The sequence below is a fragment of the Mesorhizobium sp. WSM4836 genome, assembly GCF_055811815.1.
The window spans coordinates 13,826-32,607 of record NZ_JBVVQF010000043.1; the positions used below are offsets into that span (position 1 = coordinate 13,826).

The following is an 18,782-nucleotide window of genomic DNA, read 5'->3' on the forward strand; positions in this document are numbered from 1 at the left end:
GTTTCGGTTCTTTTTGACAAGCTGCTTGGGCGCCGGCGGTGATCTGTCGTGATGGAAAGCGGGGGTTTGCAGGTTGCGGTGGGCGGGTTCGTTTCGGGGCGTTGGCACCCCATCGGCTACGTCACGAGCGCGGGATCCGATCAAGCACGATGCGCAGGATGCGCTGGTCCGGGCAGGAAGTCGGCAGGTGCAGGCGGATCTGGGTTTTCATCTCGACCATGCGCGCGGCGATCTTGATGAGGCGCAGTCGCAGCGTGTCGAATTGGGCGACTGCAAAGCTCGAGCGCTTCGGCATCGGGGCGCGCAGGCCCCACATAAGCCAGTAGGCGGCCGGCATGCAGGAACAGCCGGAACTGGTTGGCCGTCGCTCTTGTGCAGGAGGTTCGGTCGGCGGCGAGATGCGGGCCGCGCAGACCCTTGTTCGGAACGAACCCGCCACGGACTCTGTAGAACGGCCCCTCATGGTCGAACGGCTTGTCATTCGACCACAGTCTCTTCAACAGCCTCAAATATTCGTCCGTCCGCTGGCAGGTCGCGATATGGCTAGCATGCGAATCTGTAGCGCCGTCGTCTTCGACAGCGCCGTCGGCCAGAATTCTTAGAGCCAGGCGGCCTCCGCTGGCGGCATCGAGCGACGCCAGCTGGCGTGCCGCCACCGTCGGTGCGACGACCCCTGCCCAATGTGTAAGAACAATCTGAAGCGACGAGGTCAACGCCGCCGCGTTGGCCGCAAGATCGAAGTTGCTCAAGAGGCCGGCGGCGCCAACGACGCTTTGAAAGCCCGCATCCTCAACTTGTGCTAGGGCTGCCGCGGATGCCTGCGGATCAAAAAAGAACGGCTTGGCTGCAGAACGATTGTTCGGATGGGTACCGGCGACGAAAGTGAACTCGATGGACATCGCATCTCCTCCTTCGTTCAGGGGTTCCGGCACCGTCGGCGAAAAGATCGGATCCTGCTCTCCGCGATTAAAGGGAAAGTCGCTCAGGGGATGAGCCCAAGCACAATGGCGGACACGACTCCGAACGAGAGTACAAAAGCCGCGTACGCGGCCATCTTGGTTGAGGCGCCCGCGGGCGCCGTCACGCTGCCTGGTCGTGTTGCCCTCTTGCGAGTGTTCGCGGCATGGACATAGGTCATATCATCCTCCACGACATTAGTCTATAAAGTGAGTAGGCTTTGTCGATTGCGAATTTTGGTTGGGGTGTAAGAAATGGTTCTGCGGAAGCGTCGCTCGGCGGAAACTTTCTCTCCGCAGCGCATAGGACTTCGCGCTGCTGCCATCGGTCAGTAGATCAAGAGATCAACATCAAAGTCGGTCGCGGCCCGGAACGTCACACATCGGCACTTACGACGATCCATATGCGCCGTGATGATAGATCAATGCCGGGCCGGGCTCTCCGCTCGCCACATACCTGACGCTGCCGAGGATCAGAGCGTGGCTGTGGCGGACGATCAGGTCTTCGACCGCACAGTCGACGGCGGCAAGCGCGCCGTCGAGCGCCAACGCGCCGGTCGCAAGGCTAAGCCAGCGAGCCCCCTCGTAACGCTCCACCCCCTTCAGGCCGCCGCGTCCGGCGAAGCGATCGGCAATCGCGACCTGGTCGGCTCGCAGCACGTTCACGCAGAAATGCCTGTGCCGCCTGATTGCTGCCCAGGTTGACGAGTTCAGGTTGATACTGACGACCATTACCTCCGGCTCGACGGACAGTGAGTGGGCGGTGGTAACGGTTGCGCCCGTCCTTTCGTCGCCAATACCTGCGGTAACCACGGACACGGCTCCAGCCAGGTGCCGCATGGCAGATTTGAGAGGGACACGGGTTTCAATCTGGGGAGCGCGTTCGGTCAGTGTCATCTGGCTTAGCCTCATTTTTTGTAGGTTCACGACGCCCTGCGACGCAACGCCGTCTGGTATCCTAGCCATTGTTGAATTTCGTCGGCGATGCGCTCGGCATGGGCGGTGACTTCGGGAATTCCCATCAATTCGCCAACGCTGCCGCGCGCCAGCGGCCCGCTGACGAAAATGCTGCCAGTCGGCCGCCCGGATGTGCCGACTGCACGGCCTTGCGGGTCAGTCTCCAAGCCAAGGCCAATCGGGTCGAGCCGCACCAATCCCGTCCGTGCGAGCGCCGCAATCGCCGCATTGGTCCGCAAAATATCGGCATGCGCCGGCCCGGTCGTCACGATCACGCTGTCGTAGGCCTCGGCAAGGAGGCGGCGTTGGCCACGCAGTCGCTGCGTGACCCGAATGCGTCCGTCGATCTGTTCGGCGCCGACAATCGATGCAGCGCGATAGGCAAGCCTACCCTCGGCAACCTGGCGATCAAGCATGTCCATGATCTGTGGCGCCACGCGGAAGCGATGCACATCCCACAGCGCGCGAAGGTGCCGCACGACGCGGCGTTGCTCAGCGAGCGGCAGGGCCTGCCAGATGATCTGCCCTTGTCGCCGGACGGCGTCGAGCACCGGGTGCCAGCCTTCGCCCTGCTGCGCGGCGGTTGCGATGGTCGACCGGATACGCCTGAGCAGCACGGTGGCGCTGCGTGAAGGCAGGCCGGTGAAGTCGCCGATCGGATCGGCATGCGTAGCCGCATGGCCTCGCGACCGGTAGCCATGGCGCGAAAGTGCTGTGATGCGACCGCGATGGCCATTGCGGTCGAGCGTTGCGATGACATCCGCCGACGTCAGTCCAGTGCCGACGACGAGCACATGGTCGTAGCGTCCTATCGCTTCCAGCCTTTCGAGATCATAGGGATTGGCTACCAGCCCGGCTGCGCCAGCCACGGACTGCAGCGGCAATGGCAAGGTCGGTGGCGGATGCGTCGTCGCAATCACCAGGGCGTCCGCTGCGAGCGTTCCTCCATCAGCGAGGATCAGGTGGTAGCCCTCGCCACTGAGCTCGGCTGACGCGACCGCGGATCTGACATGGCGGATCGTTTTGCTGTTCAGCCAAGACTGAAGATGGGATTCCACGTAGCGCCCGAAAACGCGACGCTGCGGGTAAAGCATTCCATTGGCGACAATAGCCTCCGCATCGTCGAGAATCGCGCCGGTCTGCTCCAGCCAATCGGCAAAGTGGCTGTTCTGGCCGGAGATCAGCGTCATTCTCGACGCCGGCACATTGATGCGGTGTGAGGGATCGGCCGTCGAATAGGCCAGACCATAGCCGAGCCCCTCCCGCGGCTCGACGACCACGATATCGGCAGCACCGGCCGGCAGCAGCCGCGCAAGATGGAACGCGGTCGCCGCTCCGGAAAAGCCGCCGCCAATGATGGCTACGACCGGTCCCCTGCCCGATTCTCTGGCGCTCAAGACTGACTCGCGCGCAGCGCCGACGGCCTATGGTCACCGGCCACCGTTTCACCGAAAGGCCCCATGTTCACGGACGTCGGTCGTGTCGAAATTTCATGATCGAGCGGCAACAGCGGCAGCACCAGTTCGCCGAAGCGATAGGCCTCCTCCAGATGCGGATAACCGGAGAGGATAAAAGTATCGATTCCGATACGCCGGTATTCGTCAATCCGTTCCGCAACTGTCGCCGCATCGCCGATCAAAGCGGTGCCGGCGCCGCCGCGGACCAGGCCGACGCCGGCCCACAGGTTGGGGCTGATTTCTAGCTTATCGCGATGCCCGCCATGCAGCCGGCTCATGCGCGACTGGCCAACCGAATCCATGCGCGCGAACACCTTCTGCGCCTCGGCGATCGTCTTGTCGTCCAGGCGGCTGATCAGCCGGTCGGCGTCGGCCCACGCCTCATCATTGGTTTCGCGGACGATGACATGCAACCTGATGCCGAAGGTCACCTGGCGCCCGGCTTTCTCGGCAAGGCTGCGCACATGGTCGAGCTTGGCGGCGACATCTGCCGGTGGTTCGCCCCAGGTCAGATATTTCTCGATCTGCTCAGCGGCGACTGCGTTGGCGGCATCGGACGAGCCTCCGAAATAGAGCGGCGGATGAGGCGTCTGCACAGGCGGGAAAAGCAGGCGGCCATCCTCGATACGGAAGTGCTTGCCTGCGAACGCTACGGTCTCACCGCGCAGCACCGCCTTGTAGATGTCGAGGAATTCCCGCGTCACCTCATAGCGCTCGTCATGGCTGAGGAAGATGCCGTCGCCCTTGTTCTCGACCGGATCGCCACCGGTGACCACATTGATAAGCAGCCGTCCGCCGGAAATACGGTCGAGCGTCGAGGTCATGCGCGCGGCAAGCGTCGGCGATTGCAGGCCCGGCCTGACAGCGACAAGGAAGCGAAGCCGCTGCGTCAGCGGCGCCAGCGCCGAAGCCACGACCCAGCTGTCCTCGCAGCTGCGTCCGGTCGGCAGTAGCGCGCCATAGTAACCGATGGCATCGGCGGCCTTGGCGACCTGGGTGAGATAGGGCAAGTCGACTGCCCTGCCACCCTCGGAGGTGCCGAGATAGCGGCTGTCGCCATGGGTCGGAAGAAACCACAGGACCTTGATCCTGTCGGGAGTGGCAATGCTCATGAATGGTCCTCTATGACTTGACGGCGCCTCGCTCAGCTCCAGGCATGGAACGGCGGGTTGACGTCGTTCAGGTAGTAGTTGCCGAGGATCGCGTATTTCCAGCGCACCGGATCGTGCAGCGTGTGGGTGCGGGCGTTGCGCCAGTGCCGGTCGAGATTGTGCTCGGCAAGCGTCGAGCGGGTCCCTGCGAGTTCGAACAATTTGTTGGTGGCGCTGATGGCGATCTCGGTGGTGAGTATCTTGGATTCCGCCACAGCGATCTGCGCTTCCGCGACGGTCTTCTCGTTCGGGTCGGCAACGGCGCGATCGACCGCAAGCCCGGCCTTTTCCAGAACGGCCTCTGCCGCATTGGCCCGCAGGCGAAGGTCGCCAATCGCCTGGATCGTATAAGGATCCTGCCAGGCATGATCGACGCCGCTGTCGATCCAGGCGCGCGACTTGGTGCGCACGAAGCCGACAGTCTCGTCGATCGCCGCCTTGGCGATGCCGAGATCGACCGCGGCCTGGATGATTTGGAAGATGGCGCCGTCGGCGGTCGGCCTGTCGTAGCCCTTGTAGCCGGGAACGAGATGCGTTTTCGGCACCTTCACATTGTCGAGCAGAACCGTGCCGGACAGCGTCGTCTTCTGGCCGAAGCTCGACCAGTCGTCGATGACCGTCAGCCCGGGCGCGCCGCGATCGGCGATGGCATACCAAGCACGCCCCTCGTCATCGAGCGCCACGATCGGCACGAGATGGGCAAGCAGCGCGCCGCTCGAATAGAATTTCTGACCGTTGACGACGACATGGTCGCCGGCATCGACGAACTTGGTTTCGAAGTCGGCCGCCCGCTTGGAACCGAACTCGGAGAACGCGTTGCCGAAGCGCGTGCCGGACAGAACCTCGGCGAAAAGCAGCTTCTTCTGGGCCTCGTCGGAGACGGTGCGGATGGCGGCGACGACGCCGAGATGGTTCTGCGGAATCTGGCCCAGCGACGGATCGGCCGCCGAGATGATGGTGATCACTTTCGACAGCGTCACATAGGAGAGCTCCGGCCCGCCATAGGCTTTCGGCACGTTGATCGACCACAGGCCGCTCTGCGAGAACGCATCGAGCTCGTCCGTCGGCCAGATGCGTTCACGATCCCGCTTGGAGGCATCCCTAGCGAATTCGGCGGCGAGTTTTTCGGCGACAGCGATCGCCTCGGCGTCGGTCTTGACGATATGCGCCTTGGCCGACGGACGCTCGACCGGATGCACGGCAACTCGAGCGTCGGATGGCTGCTTGGATTGGATGGTCATGCTGCTGTCTCCTTGGGAAAATGTTGCGGTGGAAGCGGCGCGCCGCCGAGGTAGTAGCCCTTGATGTCGGCGCGCTGGCGCAGGTCGGCAGCCGATCCTTCCAGCACGCTGACGCCGTTCTCGAGCACGGTGGCGCGGTCGGCGTATTTCAGCGCGACCGCCGAATTCTGTTCAGCAACGAGGATCGAAAGGCCTTCGTCGCGGTTAAGCCGTTTCAGGGCGCTGAAGATCTCGTCGACGATCAGCGGCGCGAGCCCCATTGACGGCTCGTCCAGCACGAAGAGTTTCGGCCGCGACATCAGACCACGGCCGATCGCCGTCATTTGCTGCTCGCCGCCGGAGGTGAGGCCCGAGCGCGTTCCCCGCTTCTCTGAGAGCCTCGGGAAAAGCGCATAGACACGATCGAGGTCGGCCTTGACGCCAATGCGAGAAGACGAGCGTCCGAGCGCGCCGGTGGAGAGGTTCTCCTCGACCGTCAGCGAGCGGAAGCAGTGCCGACCCTCGAGAACCTGGACGAGGCCCCTGCGGACTAGGTGCGAGGGGCTCGCGCTTGAAACATCCTCGCCATCGAAGGTGATCCGGCCGGCGGTAACAGTGCCGCGCTCGGCCGGAAGAAGATTGGATAGGGCGCGCAGCAGTGTCGTCTTGCCGGCACCGTTGGAGCCGAGCAGCGCGACGATCTCACCCCTGCCAACCAACAAGTCGACGCCGTGTAGGGCGGCGATGGCGCCGTTGTAGACAGCTTCCACGCTGCTGACTGACAGTATCGGGTATTGCGGGCTGGACATCGATGACTCCGCTTGCGCCTGGATGGCGCGGCCGGCCCATGGGCCGGCCGCGTCATGGCAAACTCAGTTGCTGACCACTGCGTCGGCGTCCTCGGCCGTGCGGATCTTGATGCCCTTCTCGCTGGCATAGGCCTCGGACGACTTCTCGATGATCGGGCGCAGCAGCTTCCAGTCGGGCGCGATCCAGTCGGAAACGACATTCCACTTCTTGCCGTCCCACTGCTGGAAGGTCACGTAGCCGTCACCCTCGTGATTGTCCCAGGAGACGTTGATCGAGTGGAACAGATCCTTGGCGCCGAGCGCCTCGATGCGCGCCGGATCGAGCTTGAGATGCTCGAAGCCCCAACGCACTTCGTCGCCGGTCAGCGTGCGATTGCCGAACTTCGCCTGCGCGATGCGGACCGCCTCGACGTTGAGGATGCCGTTGACGATGCCGAGATTGTGGTAGACTGAGCCGATGCGGCTCTTGTCCTCGAGATTGCCCTTGCCGGCGCCGTAGACCGTTTTGACGATCTCCTGGACTACCGGATACTGCTCGCCCGACGCCTGGGTGGTGATGGCCGTATAACCCTTGGCGGCCTCGCCCGCGGGGATCACGTCCTCTTCCGAATTGGACCAAACATTGCCGACGATGTGATCGGCCGGGAAGCCGGTCTTCTGCGCGGTCTTCAAGGCGACGGGGTTCATCACGCCCCAGCCGCGCAGCACCACATAGTCGGGACGCTCGCGCCGGATCGTCAGCCATTGTGCCTGCTGCTCGTTGCCCGGATGCGGAACCTCGATCTGCGACAGCTCGAAGCCATATTTCTGCGACAGCAGGTCATAGATCGGGATCGTCTCCTTGCCATAGGGCGAGCCGTGATAGAGCACCACGATCTTCTTGCCCTTGAGCTTCTCGAGACCGCCTTCCTTGGAAGCAATGTAGTTCACGATTCCGGACGTCTCGCTGTAGGGATTGAGAAGCAGCGGGAAGACGTAGGGGAACACGCGCCCGTCCGTGGTGTCGGTGCGGCCATGGTTGATGGTGATCAGCGGCACCTTGTCGTCGGTGATGCGGTCGATCATGGCGTATGCGATGCCGACCGAAAGCGGGTTCCAGGCGGCGATGCCGGGATTGCTCTTCAATCGTTCGTAGACCTCGACACCCTTCTCGACCTCATACTGCGTCTCGCCTTCGCTCCAGGTCAGCTTGACGCCGTTGACCCCGCCGTCGCGGATGTTGATCAGGTTGAGATAGTCGATGAAGCCGCCGAAGAAGCCGGTGCCGCCGGCGGCGTAAGGGCCGACGCGGTAGCTCTGCAGGGGAAAATACTGTTCGTCGGCGTGAACCGCCGTCGCGCCGAGGACGAAGCCCGTGGCGATCGCCGCCTTTCGTAGGTGGCTGAAGAAGGTCATGAGTGCGTCTCCTGAGGTTGTGGTCCGTGAGGGGAGGAAGTCGAGCGGCGCTCAGCTGGACCTTGAGCCGATCCGTCGTTTCAGGCGGTCGAAGAGGGCCGACAGCCCGCTCGGCTCCGCGATGAGGAAGATGATGATGAGCGCGCCAAGCACGATGCGCTGGCTCATGTCGAGCACGCCTGAATCGAACACGCCGCCGAACAGGAAGGCGCCGAGCCGGGAGAGAACGAGCGGGAAGATGACGATGAACGCCGCGCCCAGAAAGGCGCCGCGTATCGAGGCCAGGCCGCCGATGATGATGATGAACAGAATCTGGAACGAGCGGTCGAGGTTGAAGCCGGCCGGCTCGACGGTGCGCAGATAGGTGAAGGCCCACAAGACGCCGGCGACGCCGATGACGAAAGACGAGATGGCGAAGGCCAGCAGCTTGGTCCGGAGGACCGGAACACCGATGACGCGTGCCGCGGTTTCGTTGTCGCGCACGGCGATGAAGTTGCGGCCGGTCGCGCTGTTGACCAGACACCAGACGAGACCCGTCAGCACGATGACCGTGGTAAGGGAAAGCAGGTAGCGGCCGGTCGCGCCGTCGAGCGAGAACCCGGCGACGGTGAGATGCGGCGCCGAAATGACGCCGGAAGGGTTGTCGTTGGAAAACCAGCCGAACTTGGTCAGCGCCCACTGCACGAAGAATTGGGCGGCGAGCGTCGAAACGGCGAGATAGAAGCCGCGCAGGCGCAGGCTCGGCAATCCGAACACGAGGCCGATGCCGGCGCCCGAAATCCCCGCCAGGATCACAGTTGCGGCCAGCGGCAGTCCTTCGACCCGTAGGTTGACATTGTAGGCGGCAAAAGCGCCGACCGCCATGAACGCAGAGGAGCCAAGCGAAAGCTGGCCACAATAGCCGGTCAAAAGGTTGAGGCCGACCGCCGCCAGGCTGAGCGCCAGGAACGGCAACAGGATCGCCTCGACGAGATAGCTCGACGCATAGGCGGGGATCAGGCCGTAGGCCACGGCGATCAGCACGGCCGGCAGAGCCAACTTCTGCCGGTCGATTGGAAGCCTTGCGGCATCGAGCGCTTGCACGGCCATCGGTCAGACCCTTTCGACGGTTTTCTGGCCGAACAGGCCGGAGGGGCGCACCAGCAGGACCACCAGCGCCAGCGCATAGGCGAACCAGCCTTCGATGCCGCCGCCGACAAAGGCGCCGAGATAGACCTCTGCGAGCTTTTCGCTGGCGCCGATGATAAGGCCGCCGACGATGGCGCCGAGGATGGAATCAAAGCCGCCGAGCACCAGCACCGGCAACGCCTTCAGCACTATCAACGACAGCGAGAACTGGACGCCGAGGCGCGCGCCCCACAGCAGCCCCGCAACTAGCGCCACGAACCCCGCGGCCGTCCACACGGTTCCCCAGATGCGGGGCAGCCGCAGCCCGACGGCAAGTGCTGCAAACTGGTCGTCGGCGACGGCGCGAAACGCCAGTCCGATCCGGGTCCAGTAGAAGAATGCGCTCAAGCCCGCCACCATCGCCGCGGCTATGCCTGCGGCGAGAAGGTCAAATGACGAGATCAGGATGCCGCCGACCTCAAAGGGCGTGTCGTCTATGCCGAGATCGAGCCCGTGCACCTGCGTGCCCCACATCAACTGGGCAGCGCCCTCGATGAGGTAGGACAGGCCAAGTGTGGCCATGAACAGCGTCATCGGCGAGCGATTGACCAGCGGCCTGAGCACAGTCCGCTCGATGGTGAAGCCGAGCGCGACCATGACCGCCAAGGTGAGGAGCAGCGAAAGCGCGAAGGGGACGCGACGTTCGACGAGGCTTACAAAGGTGAGTGCCGCGAACAGCACCATCGACCCTTGCGCGAAGTTCAGCACACCCGATGTCTTGTAGATCAGCACGAAGCCGATCGCGACGAGCGAATACATCACGCCGGAGAGCAGGCCGCCCACCAGCACTTCGATAGCGAAGAGGAAATCATAGTAGCTCATCAGATGCCCTCGCCATTCTCGCCATCGGCAGTGCCGATGTAGGCCCGGATCACCGCCGGATCGGCCCTGACCTCGGCTGGCGTGCCGTCGGCGATCTTGCGGCCGTGGTCGAGCACCGCGACCCGATCGGAGAGCCCCATGACCACGCCGATATCGTGCTCGATCAGGATGATGGTGACGCCGTGCCGGTCGCGCCCCGCACGCACGAAGCCGGCCATCTCGGCCTTCTCGGTCGCGGTCATACCGGCCATCGGCTCATCGAGCAGCAGGATCTTCGGCTCGGCGACCAGCGCGCGGGCGAGTTCGACCCGCTTCTGCAGGCCATAGGGCAGCGTCGCGACCAGCCGGTCGGCGACGGCCTCGAGATGCAGGAAGGCGACTATCTGATCGGTCTTTTCGGCGATCATCGCATCCTCGCGCCGGGCGCGTGGCAGGCCTGCAATGTGTTCGACAAAACTGGCGCGCCTGGTGTGGACGCGGCCGGACGCGATGTTGTCACGCACCGAAAGCCCGCCGAACAGCGCCAAGTTCTGGAAGGTTCGTGCAACGCCCAGTCGCGCCAGACGGCTCGCCGGCACCCGCGAGAAGGACTGGCCATCGATCGCGATCCTGCCATGGTCGGCGTGATAAAGGCCGCTGATGATGTTGATCAGCGAGGACTTGCCAGCGCCGTTGGGGCCGATGACCGCGCGGATCTCTCCACCTTTGACCTCGAGATCAACATCGCTCAGCGCCTTGACGCCGCCAAAGGAAATACCGATCCCACTCAGCGTCAGGATCGCATCAGCCTTTGCCGACGGGCGCGCCCGGCGCGTGTCCTCCACGGGGCCAGCACCAGCAAGAATGCGGGAAATTTCGGGCGCGCGCTCGTATGCGGCGGCTCCCAGCGAAGCACCAATCATGAGACGTCCCTGTTTTGAAGGAGAGCTGGCAGCGGCCCGAAGGCCGCGCCTGACCTATTCCGCAGCGACAAGCTCCCTGTCGCGAGCTGCTTCCAGTTCGCGCACCAATGGCATGACGCGCTTGCCGAAGAACTCGACCTCTTCCTGGAAATGCAGGAAGCCGAGCAGGATCAGGTCGGCGCCGGCATCCTTGAGCTTGAGGATGCGTTCAGCGATCTGCTCCGGCGTGCCAATGAGGTTGCTGCGGAAGCCGTCATTGTATTGTACCAGATCCTCGAAAGAGGATTTCGCCCAATTGCCTTCGCCTTCCGGCGAGGCCTTGCCGGCATTCTTGACCTGGTCGGCAAATCCCTGGACTGCCTCGGGATTGGCCTTGGCGACGATCTCGTCGAGCACGGCGCGCGCCTCTTGTTCGCTGTCTCTCGCGATGGCGAAAGCGTTAACGCCGACCCTAACCTTGTGGCCGTTGGCATTCGCCTTGGCGCGGATGTCGTCGACCTGCTTCCGGATTTCCTCCGGGGTATTTCCGTTGGTGAAATACCAGTCGGAGACCCGCGAAGCCATGTCGCGCGCGGCGCGCGACGAGCCACCCTGGAAGATCTCGGGCAAGGGCTCGATTGGCTTCGGCTTCATCGAATAGTTGGTGAAGCGGTAGAAATCCCCCTTCAGCGTGAAACTGTCCTCAGTCCAGATGCCACGCAGCGCGCGGATGAATTCCTCCGACCGGCGATAGCGCTCGTCATGGTCGAGCCAGAGTTCGCCAATGGCGGCGAACTCGCCACGGAACCAGCCGCTGACGACATTGACGGATACGCGGCCATTGGTCAGGTGGTTGATGGTAGCGATCTGCTTGGCCGCCAGCGCAGGGTTCCACGGGCCGGGCAGGATCGCTGCGATGACCTTCAGCGTTGTGGTCGCGGCAAGCAAGGCATGGCTGAACGAGACTGATTCGTGCTGGTTGTCGGCCCCATAGCCGGCTGTGAAACGGATCTGGCTCAGCGCATAGTCGAAGCCGTTGGCCTCGGCAATCTGGGCGAGCTTGCGGTTGTAGTCGATATCCCAACCCGTCCGCTGCTCGATGTTGGAAATGACCAGACCGCCGGAGACATTCGGGACCCAGTAGGCGAATTTGATGGCCTCGGAATGCGAACTCATGTCGTCGTTTCCCCTGTTGATTGGCTCAGCCGACGCGCGTGGCGACGGCAGCATTTGCGTGACTGGAGTTGAGCAAGGAGACCGCGTCGGTAGCGGCCCTTGCAATGCGCTCAATGATGGCTGCGCCGACGATATCGCCGTCGACGAAGTCGTCGGGCGCGCCGTAGACGCCCGTCGGGACGGTGACAGCGCCAAAAAAGCCGAACAATGGCCGGAGCTGATGTTCGAGCACCAGGCCATGGTATGGGCTCCCGCCGGTCGCCGCGAGAAGCACGGTCTTGCCGGTCAACGCGCGGTAGTCGACCAGGTCGAACAGGTGCTTGAGAGCGCCAGTGTAGGAAGCCCTATAGACAGGCGTTCCGACCACGAGCAAATCGGCCTTCTCGACACGCTGGATAATCGCTTCTCCAGATGCGCCAAGTGCGCCGCGGGATAATCCGGCGAAAAGCGAGGGTGCTGCCTCCGTGATCTCAATCAGGCCTGTGTCTGCAGGGACGCGCAGCGCGACCGCCTTGACCAGCGCATTCACCACCGCCGTGGTACGGGACGGCTTGCTTACACCGCCTGATATTCCGAGAACCGATAGCCGTGCCAAGTCATCAATCTCCACACTTTGCATGCCCGCTAGGCCAGCATCAAACCAGGCCAAACGATATTCTATAAAATCTGTAGAGATAAGGTACTTTGTTCCGATGTTTTCACGTCAGTGGGAAAAACGGCGCTGTTAGCCGCATGGCAAAGGGGTGACGGTTTAGGAGCGGGATGCGGCGCCAAACGCACGCCGGATCGGCGGCGGCGCGGTCAGCCGCTCTCAAAGCTAAAGCCGAAAAGCCAATCAGCCGCGCCCGATCAGGCTGTGCAACCCCGACCAGCTCCGCCTGATCGGGCGCTCATCGGCGTGCCCTTCACCGCCCCAACACCGGGGTCCCTTTTGCGCGAAAATGCGGGGTCCCGATTCCACGGTCATTGACAGACTGATCAAACGCTATGAGAAACTGGAGCGAGTTCCATAGCCGGCTGTGCGGTCACGGGCGCAATCAGGTCCGGCGCGTTGACCCTCGTCGCATCGAGGCATGCGCCGACTGTAGACTTCTGATGTTTGCGGGCTGCCTCCTGGAGGAGTACCGCAAATTGCGGTAGGGAAATCCGATCCGCCCGCAAAACCTGCCTGATGAGGGGATCGCGCAATATATTGGTCAAAGTCAGCTCGGAGTGATCCATCACTTTCTTCCTTCAGACAGAAGGTACACGGCCTGTATGATGAGCGTATGTCAAAAAACGCGGGGCCAGCGGCTCGCAACACCGGGTACGCCACTCCACATCGTAGGCTTTGGGTTGAAGCGCTCCGGAGCTGGGCCGCGGACCCTCAGTCGGTCAATTGAACAACCCAAGCATCGCGGTCACACGCTGGATTGTGAAATTCGAGTGACTGCGCAGCTTGGCCCGCGCGGGCCGCGGACGAAAATCCTCCCATAGTCGTCGTGGTAAAACTCGACAGCTCGACCCTGCCCCCGTTTGAAGCTTGTATATCTGGGTTGTTATACCCACCGCGAACGATGCCATTGGTGCCCCATCAGTTAAATGCGTTCCACGTAGGGGCGCGGATTAGTCAGTTTCATGACTCAAATGCTGCTCTGAAACTCACCGCTTCAAGGTCTTAGTCTTGCACATTTCGTTATCGGAACCAGCTCTCCTCAATCCGCGATTGCAGCAGGCCGTTCGCCGGAGCATACCGGCCCCTCTATGCGAACAGCAGCCGATCTTTGATCTTCCGCGTGACCTCATAGTCTTCCGCCCACCATGGCTTCTCGCCCTTGGTCCGCGGCGGCTTGGCAAGTTGAAGTTTGGTCTTGGCCGTCGCCGCCTTCTTTTGCGCGATTCTGAAATGATAGTGATCGAAGATGCGGATCGCCTCTATCATATAGGACACAGCGACACGACGGTCTTTGAAGAGGAGCAGGTTTTCTCCATTCTTGCGATCAGCGGGGTCAGAGAAGTTGTATAGCCGGTGTAGACACGCGCAGTGGGCTTGTCGAAATCGATCACGATGAACTTATGATGCATCCGATTCCCCACGTTGCCGGCGGTAGGCTCTTTCTTGAAGGGCTCCGGCAGATTCTCCGCCAGTTCAGCCGGAAAAACAGGCGCGATCTTGCCGTCGGGCAATTGTACGTCGATGCCTCCAACTTCCTTGTCGGAAATGCCGTAGACGAAGATTTCCTTGTCCTTGACAACTCTCTTGATCGCTTCGGTTACCGACCCGGGCGTCTGGTGCAAGAAGGCAAGGGAGAAGAATAGAGATGACTTAGTCTCGCCTATGTCGGCGGCGACTTTGTCGAGTAGCGCATTGTCACTGGAGTGCGGAGAGAATGCTACCTTTGCATCAATCCCAGCCAAACCTAGGTCCGCCCATTCGGCGGATGCCAAACCGCCGAAAACCTCGGGATCATCGGATGCCCAATAGCCGTCGAAGGCAAGGAGATAGGACTGGACCGCCGTGGCACCATCGACCACCAGCGCGTTGTTCGACTGGACGAAGAAGCCACGCCACGTGAAATTTGTCGAGCCGCAGACGACCTTCTTAAGGTTGGGGCCATTGATGACGATCGTCTTGTTATGCTGCAGGCTGCCCATGTCTTGCCGCTTGACATTTTTGGCGCCAGCCGATTTCGCGAGTCGTTCTTCTGCTTGGTTTTCGCCCGATCCGGACTTTTTATGTTCGGCGCTGTCATCAATAATGATCTTGAGTTTGCTGCCAAGCTTTTCAAGCCGCGAGACCACGTCTGGCTCGCTCAGATCGTACGCCACGACCCTAACCTCAGCTCCTGCGGCAATCGCCTGATCGAGCGCCTCGAGAATCGCGTGACGCGCCTCAAATCCCATCCATGCCAAGGCAGCGGTCGCCTTCGGGTGGGTAGGAACAAAACTCAGCCCCTTCGCCGCTGATCTAGGAAGCAGAGTGGAGATTTTTCCAGCAGATTCATAGCGATCGACAAACGCTTGGGAGGACACGAAGCCCCGCGTGTAGCTTATGTTCAACTGCCCTGGATAGGTTTCTCGTCGCAACTCAATTGCCGCGTGTTGCTGCTCTCCATAGCTCAATTCATCCTGCTTGTTCATAAAGACAGGCGAGACGCGATAAACAAATTCGCCGTCGAGTTCGGCATCGCGTGGGAGGTGAACCCATCGGAACTTCTGAATGGGTGACCTTAGGGTGGACATTCGATTTGGGTCGACCTTTCCACCAAGTCCTGGAAACGCGATGCGATTTTGGAGCGCGTAGAACCGGTCACCTCCCGGTTCCTTATACTCAATAGCAAAGCCCACAAATTCCTTTGGGGGCTTGCCCTCTTTCCAGTTCATCGCGATTAGGGCCATCCCGTCGCCCCTGTGCAACTTGAGCGAAAAGAGTGCGGCACTGTTCTTGCCACTTACCTGGAATTCTCCTGCCATATTCCCCTCCCGAAATGACCGTGCCTTTTCTGTTTTAGGTTCGTGTCTATGGGCGCCCGCGGACCTGAAATGCCTCATTGAGAAGCGCAGCCAATCTTATCGCGCCCATGCCGAGCTGACGGTCGAGCATGCCGAGGCTCGACTTGCGGTATTTGCAATCAAAAAGAGCCGTATCCGCAACTTCCCCCGTAATCAAACTAGCCGTGAGATTGTTTCTGTTTTGTGACAGTCCTGAGGCGCCTCTGACCGGTGAGCAATAGTCTTATACACACAAATATCGCCGATCTTCATACTTCGTCTCTCGGCCCAACGCTGTTATTGTTGACGCTGGGGGAATCCTTGAGTTCAGGGCCATATCGGTCACCTCATTCAGTCCGTTCGGCTGTGGAGATACGCAGGTTGGTGAGCGCGATGGCCGGAGACGTCTCGGTCGAAGGACGGATTTGCGCTTCGGCCGGCAAGTCGGCACAGATATCCATCCCGAGCACCCTTGCCGCGTTCTAGGGCTCGGATAAGATCGGACTGAAATGCTCGAGGCCGCCTGGTGACTGACCGTTCTCCTTCAAAAGCCCTTACACATGCCGGCGGCGTAGTCTTCCGCTCCCGCCACGGCGCGGTCGAGTTCCTGCTGGTCACTGCGCGCCGTCAGCCGGGCGAATGGGTGCTGCCTAAGGGTCACATCGAGGAGGGCGAGCAGCCCGATCAGGCGGCGGTGCGCGAGGTCGAGGAAGAGGCCGGCGTCCGCACGCGCGTCGTACGGCCGCTGGGCGATATCGAGCTGATCGTTTCCGGCCAGCCCCAGCGCATCGCCTTCTTCCTGATGTTGGCGACCGGGGATGGAGAAGACCGCGAAGGGCGCCACTTTGGCTGGTTCGGGCTAGAGGAAGCGCTCGGTCGCATCACCTTTGCGGAATCGCGCGAGCTGATTGCCCGGGCGGGCGGTCTAGTGGAGAAGGCGCGCTAGCATGAGCGTCACGGCGCCGCGCATTGGTGTGAGGTACCGCGGCGAAGGTTCCGCTGGAGAAGGGCTCAACGCATGAGCATCGGCGAGCTTTTAGTCGAGCTGGTCCTGGCCGGCTTGATCACGCTGGCGGCGCTCTTCTTCCCGGCTTACAGCATGGGGCTGCTCGGTTTCGGGCTTTCGACCGATGTGCTCGCCGTCGCCATCGCGCTTGGCTTCGCGATCGGCGTCATCATCGACCGCTCGACCGACACCATCCTCGAACAGTGGCTCGGTCTGGTCAGGCTCAAATTCGCGGAGAAGGTGACGGCAGAGCGCAACGCGCTCGTCGGGAGCGGCTTGGTTCAAGACGTCTTCCCGGAGGACTGGCTTCGGATCCAGATCCTCGTCAACGGAAGCGAAGCGGCAGTGCGCGCCATGGAGGCGCTGCGCACGCGCATTCGCGTCGCCCGCAATATGGTCGTTCTGATGCCGGTGCTCACCGTGTCGGCAATCATCGGCGGCTGGCCGCCGGATACCCATAAGCAAATGGCTAACGCAGCTGCCGTGTTGTTTCCGCTGTTCGAACTCCTGGCGCTCATCTCAGCGGTCGTGATCGCCCGCTGGTGGCTGAAAGCGCCGCGCACCTCGGCAACCGCGGTTGCTGTGCCAAGCCGTGCATCATGGCTTGCGAGCGCCGTGACCGCCTGGTTTGGGTTGCATCTGCTGGCAGCCGCTGCTGCGATCGCGTTCTCGGCCGATCAAACCACGGCGGTAGGCGCCACGGCGGCCGGTTTCCTGCTCACCGCGCTAGCGGCGCTTGCCTGGGAGCGCATGACTGTAAGTTTCATGGCCTTGCTGTGGAATCACAGCCGGTTCACGGATCCCAAGAAGCTGGCCGAGCATATGAGTTCCGGCTCCAGGTCGACCCAAGTGCTATCGCCTGCTATGTCGACAGATTAGCTGACTGACGGCGCTTCGATCTGAAGCCGGGTTCGTCCGCGACGATCTGGGATAACTGGGAAGCCGGTTTTTACGTAAGGTACCGATTCTGGGGGCAATTCAGCTTGAGCAAGAACATTGTGGTGTTCTCGGACGGGACCGGCCAGGAGGGTGGTGTTCGAGCAGAACAGCGGATGAGCAATGTTTACAAGCTCTATCGGGCGTGTCGTGTCGGTCCGGAGAGTTCGGTCGCCATCAAGTTTCCTTCTATGACCCAGGACTGGGCACGGAAACGACCGCAACCGCCATGACAGATGTCGTCCGGCGGGTCCAGAAGCTGCTTGCCTCCGTTTCGGGCACCGGTATCGCCGCCAACATTGCGGATTGCTACGAGTTCATCATCAATCACTATCAACCGCGAGATCGCATCTTCCTCTTTGGCTTTAGCAGAGGCGCCTACACCGTCAGAGCGGTTGCCAACCTTCTCAAGCTTTGCGGCGTACCGACCCGTGTGGGGGATGCCCCTCTTCCGCGATTTCGAAATTCAACGCGTGATATTGCTGAGAAAGCCGTTTGCGAGCTCGATATGACGGAAGCGCTATTCTCACGTAGGCCGTTCAGGAAAACCGAAAGGCCGAATAGCCCATGACCCTCACCTTTTTTGCATTTCAATAAATCCGCCGACCAGGGAGCCGCGGTGTTCACCCGGGACCTTGATCTAGTACTACAGTTGCGGATATCCGCGCCGTTTGTAGTGACAGATGGTGGCCGCAGCTTGATGTCGTCGTCGCCATAGCGACCAAGCGATGATGAAGGGCTTTTGTGTCGGTGGGAAGATGAGGACCCGGGCGAGGAGATAGCGGATCTCGGGGACGCTCGGGACGAGCGCAGCCATCCGGATCAGGCGACGATTGGCTGCTTTGGACTCGTTTCGTTCGGTTTGCTCCATGCGCTGCGGCGAAGATCAGCCGATAGCTTGGAGAGGAACGCCAGGGCGGCCATGCACAGGCTCATGTGGCGATGCCATCCATGCCAGGACCGCGCCTCGCAATGATCAAGGCGGAGATCATCCTTGGCGCGCGCAAAGCACTCCTCGACCGCCCAGCGTAGACCGGCCACTGCCGCCAACTCGGCCAAGGAGGATCCGGGCGGGGCAAAGACCAGGTAGTAGGCTTTTTCTCCAGATGTCGATCGCTTGCGGCGAACGAGAAGCCAATGCTCAAGGCCGCCTTTTGACGTCCAAGGGCGGCGGATGCGTGCCCAGTCATAGAGCCGAGGCCCTTTGGCGCCTTCACCTGCCGCATGACAGACCCAGTCCTCGGGCGCGAGTTCGCTGGCCAGTTCCTCGGGCGAGGTTTCCTCAAACAGACGATCCCCTCGGGACTGTCAGGAATTCTGTGCGCGAGGCCATGATGATGAAAAGGAGAGAATCATCACATGGCTATCGAGAAGGAAC

The 18,782-nt window shown here is 61.7% G+C and carries 15 protein-coding genes and 4 pseudogenes; 3 read left to right on the top strand and 16 right to left on the bottom strand.

Annotated elements, in window-relative coordinates; translation table 11 throughout:
• Window positions 1–121 precede the first annotated feature (121 nt).
• From AC0L2P_RS30460 to AC0L2P_RS30530, 15 genes and pseudogenes are all read right to left on the bottom strand, one after another.
• Window positions 122–401 (bottom strand): annotated as a pseudogene (locus tag AC0L2P_RS30460) (transposase); the annotation flags it as partial.
• 9 nt (window positions 402–410) lie between these two features.
• Window positions 411–899, bottom strand: a pseudogene (locus AC0L2P_RS30465) (LLM class flavin-dependent oxidoreductase); the annotation flags it as partial.
• Window positions 900–1,346: 447 nt separating this feature from the next.
• Entirely contained in the window at window positions 1,347–1,853 is a 507-nt protein-coding gene (locus AC0L2P_RS30470) for a flavin reductase family protein (RefSeq protein ID WP_473506778.1), read from the bottom strand.
• 26 nt (window positions 1,854–1,879) lie between these two features.
• Window positions 1,880–3,310 (bottom strand): FAD/NAD(P)-binding protein, encoded by a 1,431-nt coding sequence (locus AC0L2P_RS30475; RefSeq protein WP_473506780.1) that lies wholly within the window; start codon window positions 3,308–3,310, stop codon window positions 1,880–1,882.
• Window positions 3,307–4,482 (bottom strand): FMNH2-dependent alkanesulfonate monooxygenase, encoded by a 1,176-nt coding sequence (ssuD, locus tag AC0L2P_RS30480; protein ID WP_473506782.1) that lies wholly within the window; start codon window positions 4,480–4,482, stop codon window positions 3,307–3,309. The genes AC0L2P_RS30475 and ssuD overlap by 4 nt, the downstream gene beginning before the upstream one ends.
• Window positions 4,483–4,514: 32 nt before the next feature.
• On the bottom strand, window positions 4,515–5,762 hold the full coding sequence (locus AC0L2P_RS30485; RefSeq protein ID WP_473506784.1) for an SfnB family sulfur acquisition oxidoreductase: 1,248 nt from the start codon (window positions 5,760–5,762) through the stop codon (window positions 4,515–4,517).
• On the bottom strand, window positions 5,759–6,550 hold the full coding sequence (locus AC0L2P_RS30490; RefSeq protein WP_473506786.1) for an ABC transporter ATP-binding protein: 792 nt from the start codon (window positions 6,548–6,550) through the stop codon (window positions 5,759–5,761). The genes AC0L2P_RS30485 and AC0L2P_RS30490 overlap by 4 nt, the downstream gene beginning before the upstream one ends.
• A gap of 63 nt (window positions 6,551–6,613) precedes the next feature.
• On the bottom strand, window positions 6,614–7,945 hold the full coding sequence (locus tag AC0L2P_RS30495) for an ABC transporter substrate-binding protein (protein ID WP_473506788.1): 1,332 nt from the start codon (window positions 7,943–7,945) through the stop codon (window positions 6,614–6,616).
• Between the two features lie 51 nt (window positions 7,946–7,996).
• Entirely contained in the window at window positions 7,997–9,034 is a 1,038-nt protein-coding gene (locus tag AC0L2P_RS30500) for a branched-chain amino acid ABC transporter permease (RefSeq protein ID WP_473506790.1), read from the bottom strand.
• 3 nt (window positions 9,035–9,037) lie between these two features.
• The gene (locus AC0L2P_RS30505) at window positions 9,038–9,934 is read right to left on the bottom strand and encodes a branched-chain amino acid ABC transporter permease (protein ID WP_473506792.1); all 897 of its coding nucleotides are present in this window, start codon (window positions 9,932–9,934) and stop codon (window positions 9,038–9,040) included.
• Entirely contained in the window at window positions 9,934–10,836 is a 903-nt protein-coding gene (locus tag AC0L2P_RS30510; protein ID WP_473506794.1) for an ABC transporter ATP-binding protein, read from the bottom strand. Before AC0L2P_RS30510 ends, AC0L2P_RS30505 begins: the two co-directional genes overlap by 1 nt.
• 54 nt (window positions 10,837–10,890) lie before the next feature.
• Window positions 10,891–11,991: a dimethylsulfone monooxygenase SfnG gene (gene sfnG / locus AC0L2P_RS30515; protein WP_473506796.1), complete on the bottom strand. Its 1,101-nt coding sequence runs from the start codon at window positions 11,989–11,991 to the stop codon at window positions 10,891–10,893.
• A 25-nt stretch (window positions 11,992–12,016) separates the two neighbouring features.
• On the bottom strand, window positions 12,017–12,586 hold the full coding sequence (msuE, locus tag AC0L2P_RS30520) for an FMN reductase (RefSeq protein ID WP_473506798.1): 570 nt from the start codon (window positions 12,584–12,586) through the stop codon (window positions 12,017–12,019).
• A gap of 1,146 nt (window positions 12,587–13,732) precedes the next feature.
• On the bottom strand, window positions 13,733–13,912 hold the full coding sequence (locus tag AC0L2P_RS30525; RefSeq protein ID WP_473506800.1) for a hypothetical protein: 180 nt from the start codon (window positions 13,910–13,912) through the stop codon (window positions 13,733–13,735).
• Entirely contained in the window at window positions 13,909–15,444 is a 1,536-nt protein-coding gene (locus AC0L2P_RS30530) for a phospholipase D-like domain-containing protein (RefSeq protein WP_473506802.1), read from the bottom strand. The genes AC0L2P_RS30525 and AC0L2P_RS30530 overlap by 4 nt, the downstream gene beginning before the upstream one ends.
• Window positions 15,445–15,988: 544 nt before the next feature.
• Here AC0L2P_RS30530 and AC0L2P_RS30535 point away from each other — a divergent pair.
• The 3 genes and pseudogenes from AC0L2P_RS30535 to AC0L2P_RS30545 all read left to right on the top strand — a co-directional run.
• Window positions 15,989–16,408: an NUDIX hydrolase gene (locus AC0L2P_RS30535; protein ID WP_473506804.1), complete on the top strand. Its 420-nt coding sequence runs from the start codon at window positions 15,989–15,991 to the stop codon at window positions 16,406–16,408.
• Between the two features lie 72 nt (window positions 16,409–16,480).
• On the top strand, window positions 16,481–17,347 hold the full coding sequence (locus AC0L2P_RS30540; protein WP_473506806.1) for a hypothetical protein: 867 nt from the start codon (window positions 16,481–16,483) through the stop codon (window positions 17,345–17,347).
• Window positions 17,348–17,451: 104 nt separating this feature from the next.
• A pseudogene (locus AC0L2P_RS30545) lies at window positions 17,452–17,900 on the top strand (phospholipase effector Tle1 domain-containing protein); the annotation flags it as partial.
• Between the two features lie 326 nt (window positions 17,901–18,226).
• Here the strand turns inward: AC0L2P_RS30545 and AC0L2P_RS30550 are convergent.
• A pseudogene (locus AC0L2P_RS30550) lies at window positions 18,227–18,703 on the bottom strand (transposase); the annotation flags it as partial.
• Between the last annotated feature and the right edge of the window lie 79 nt (window positions 18,704–18,782).

Bases quoted from the DNA above. Each gene is read 5' to 3' on its own strand.
- AC0L2P_RS30505 (WP_473506792.1), bottom strand. From the start codon at position 9,934: ATGAGCTACTATGATTTCCTCTTCGCTATCGAAGTGCTGGTGGGCGGC.
- AC0L2P_RS30510 (WP_473506794.1), bottom strand. From the start codon at position 10,836: ATGATTGGTGCTTCGCTGGGAGCCGCCGCATACGAGCGCGCGCCCGAA.
- ssuD (WP_473506782.1), bottom strand. From the start codon at position 4,482: ATGAGCATTGCCACTCCCGACAGGATCAAGGTCCTGTGGTTTCTTCCG.
- AC0L2P_RS30470 (WP_473506778.1), bottom strand. From the start codon at position 1,853: ATGACACTGACCGAACGCGCTCCCCAGATTGAAACCCGTGTCCCTCTC.
- AC0L2P_RS30540 (WP_473506806.1), top strand. From the start codon at position 16,481: ATGAGCATCGGCGAGCTTTTAGTCGAGCTGGTCCTGGCCGGCTTGATC.
- AC0L2P_RS30490 (WP_473506786.1), bottom strand. From the start codon at position 6,550: ATGTCCAGCCCGCAATACCCGATACTGTCAGTCAGCAGCGTGGAAGCT.
- AC0L2P_RS30495 (WP_473506788.1), bottom strand. From the start codon at position 7,945: ATGACCTTCTTCAGCCACCTACGAAAGGCGGCGATCGCCACGGGCTTC.
- AC0L2P_RS30530 (WP_473506802.1), bottom strand. From the start codon at position 15,444: ATGGCAGGAGAATTCCAGGTAAGTGGCAAGAACAGTGCCGCACTCTTT.
- AC0L2P_RS30485 (WP_473506784.1), bottom strand. From the start codon at position 5,762: ATGACCATCCAATCCAAGCAGCCATCCGACGCTCGAGTTGCCGTGCAT.
- sfnG (WP_473506796.1), bottom strand. From the start codon at position 11,991: ATGAGTTCGCATTCCGAGGCCATCAAATTCGCCTACTGGGTCCCGAAT.
- AC0L2P_RS30525 (WP_473506800.1), bottom strand. From the start codon at position 13,912: ATGATAGAGGCGATCCGCATCTTCGATCACTATCATTTCAGAATCGCG.
- AC0L2P_RS30500 (WP_473506790.1), bottom strand. From the start codon at position 9,034: ATGGCCGTGCAAGCGCTCGATGCCGCAAGGCTTCCAATCGACCGGCAG.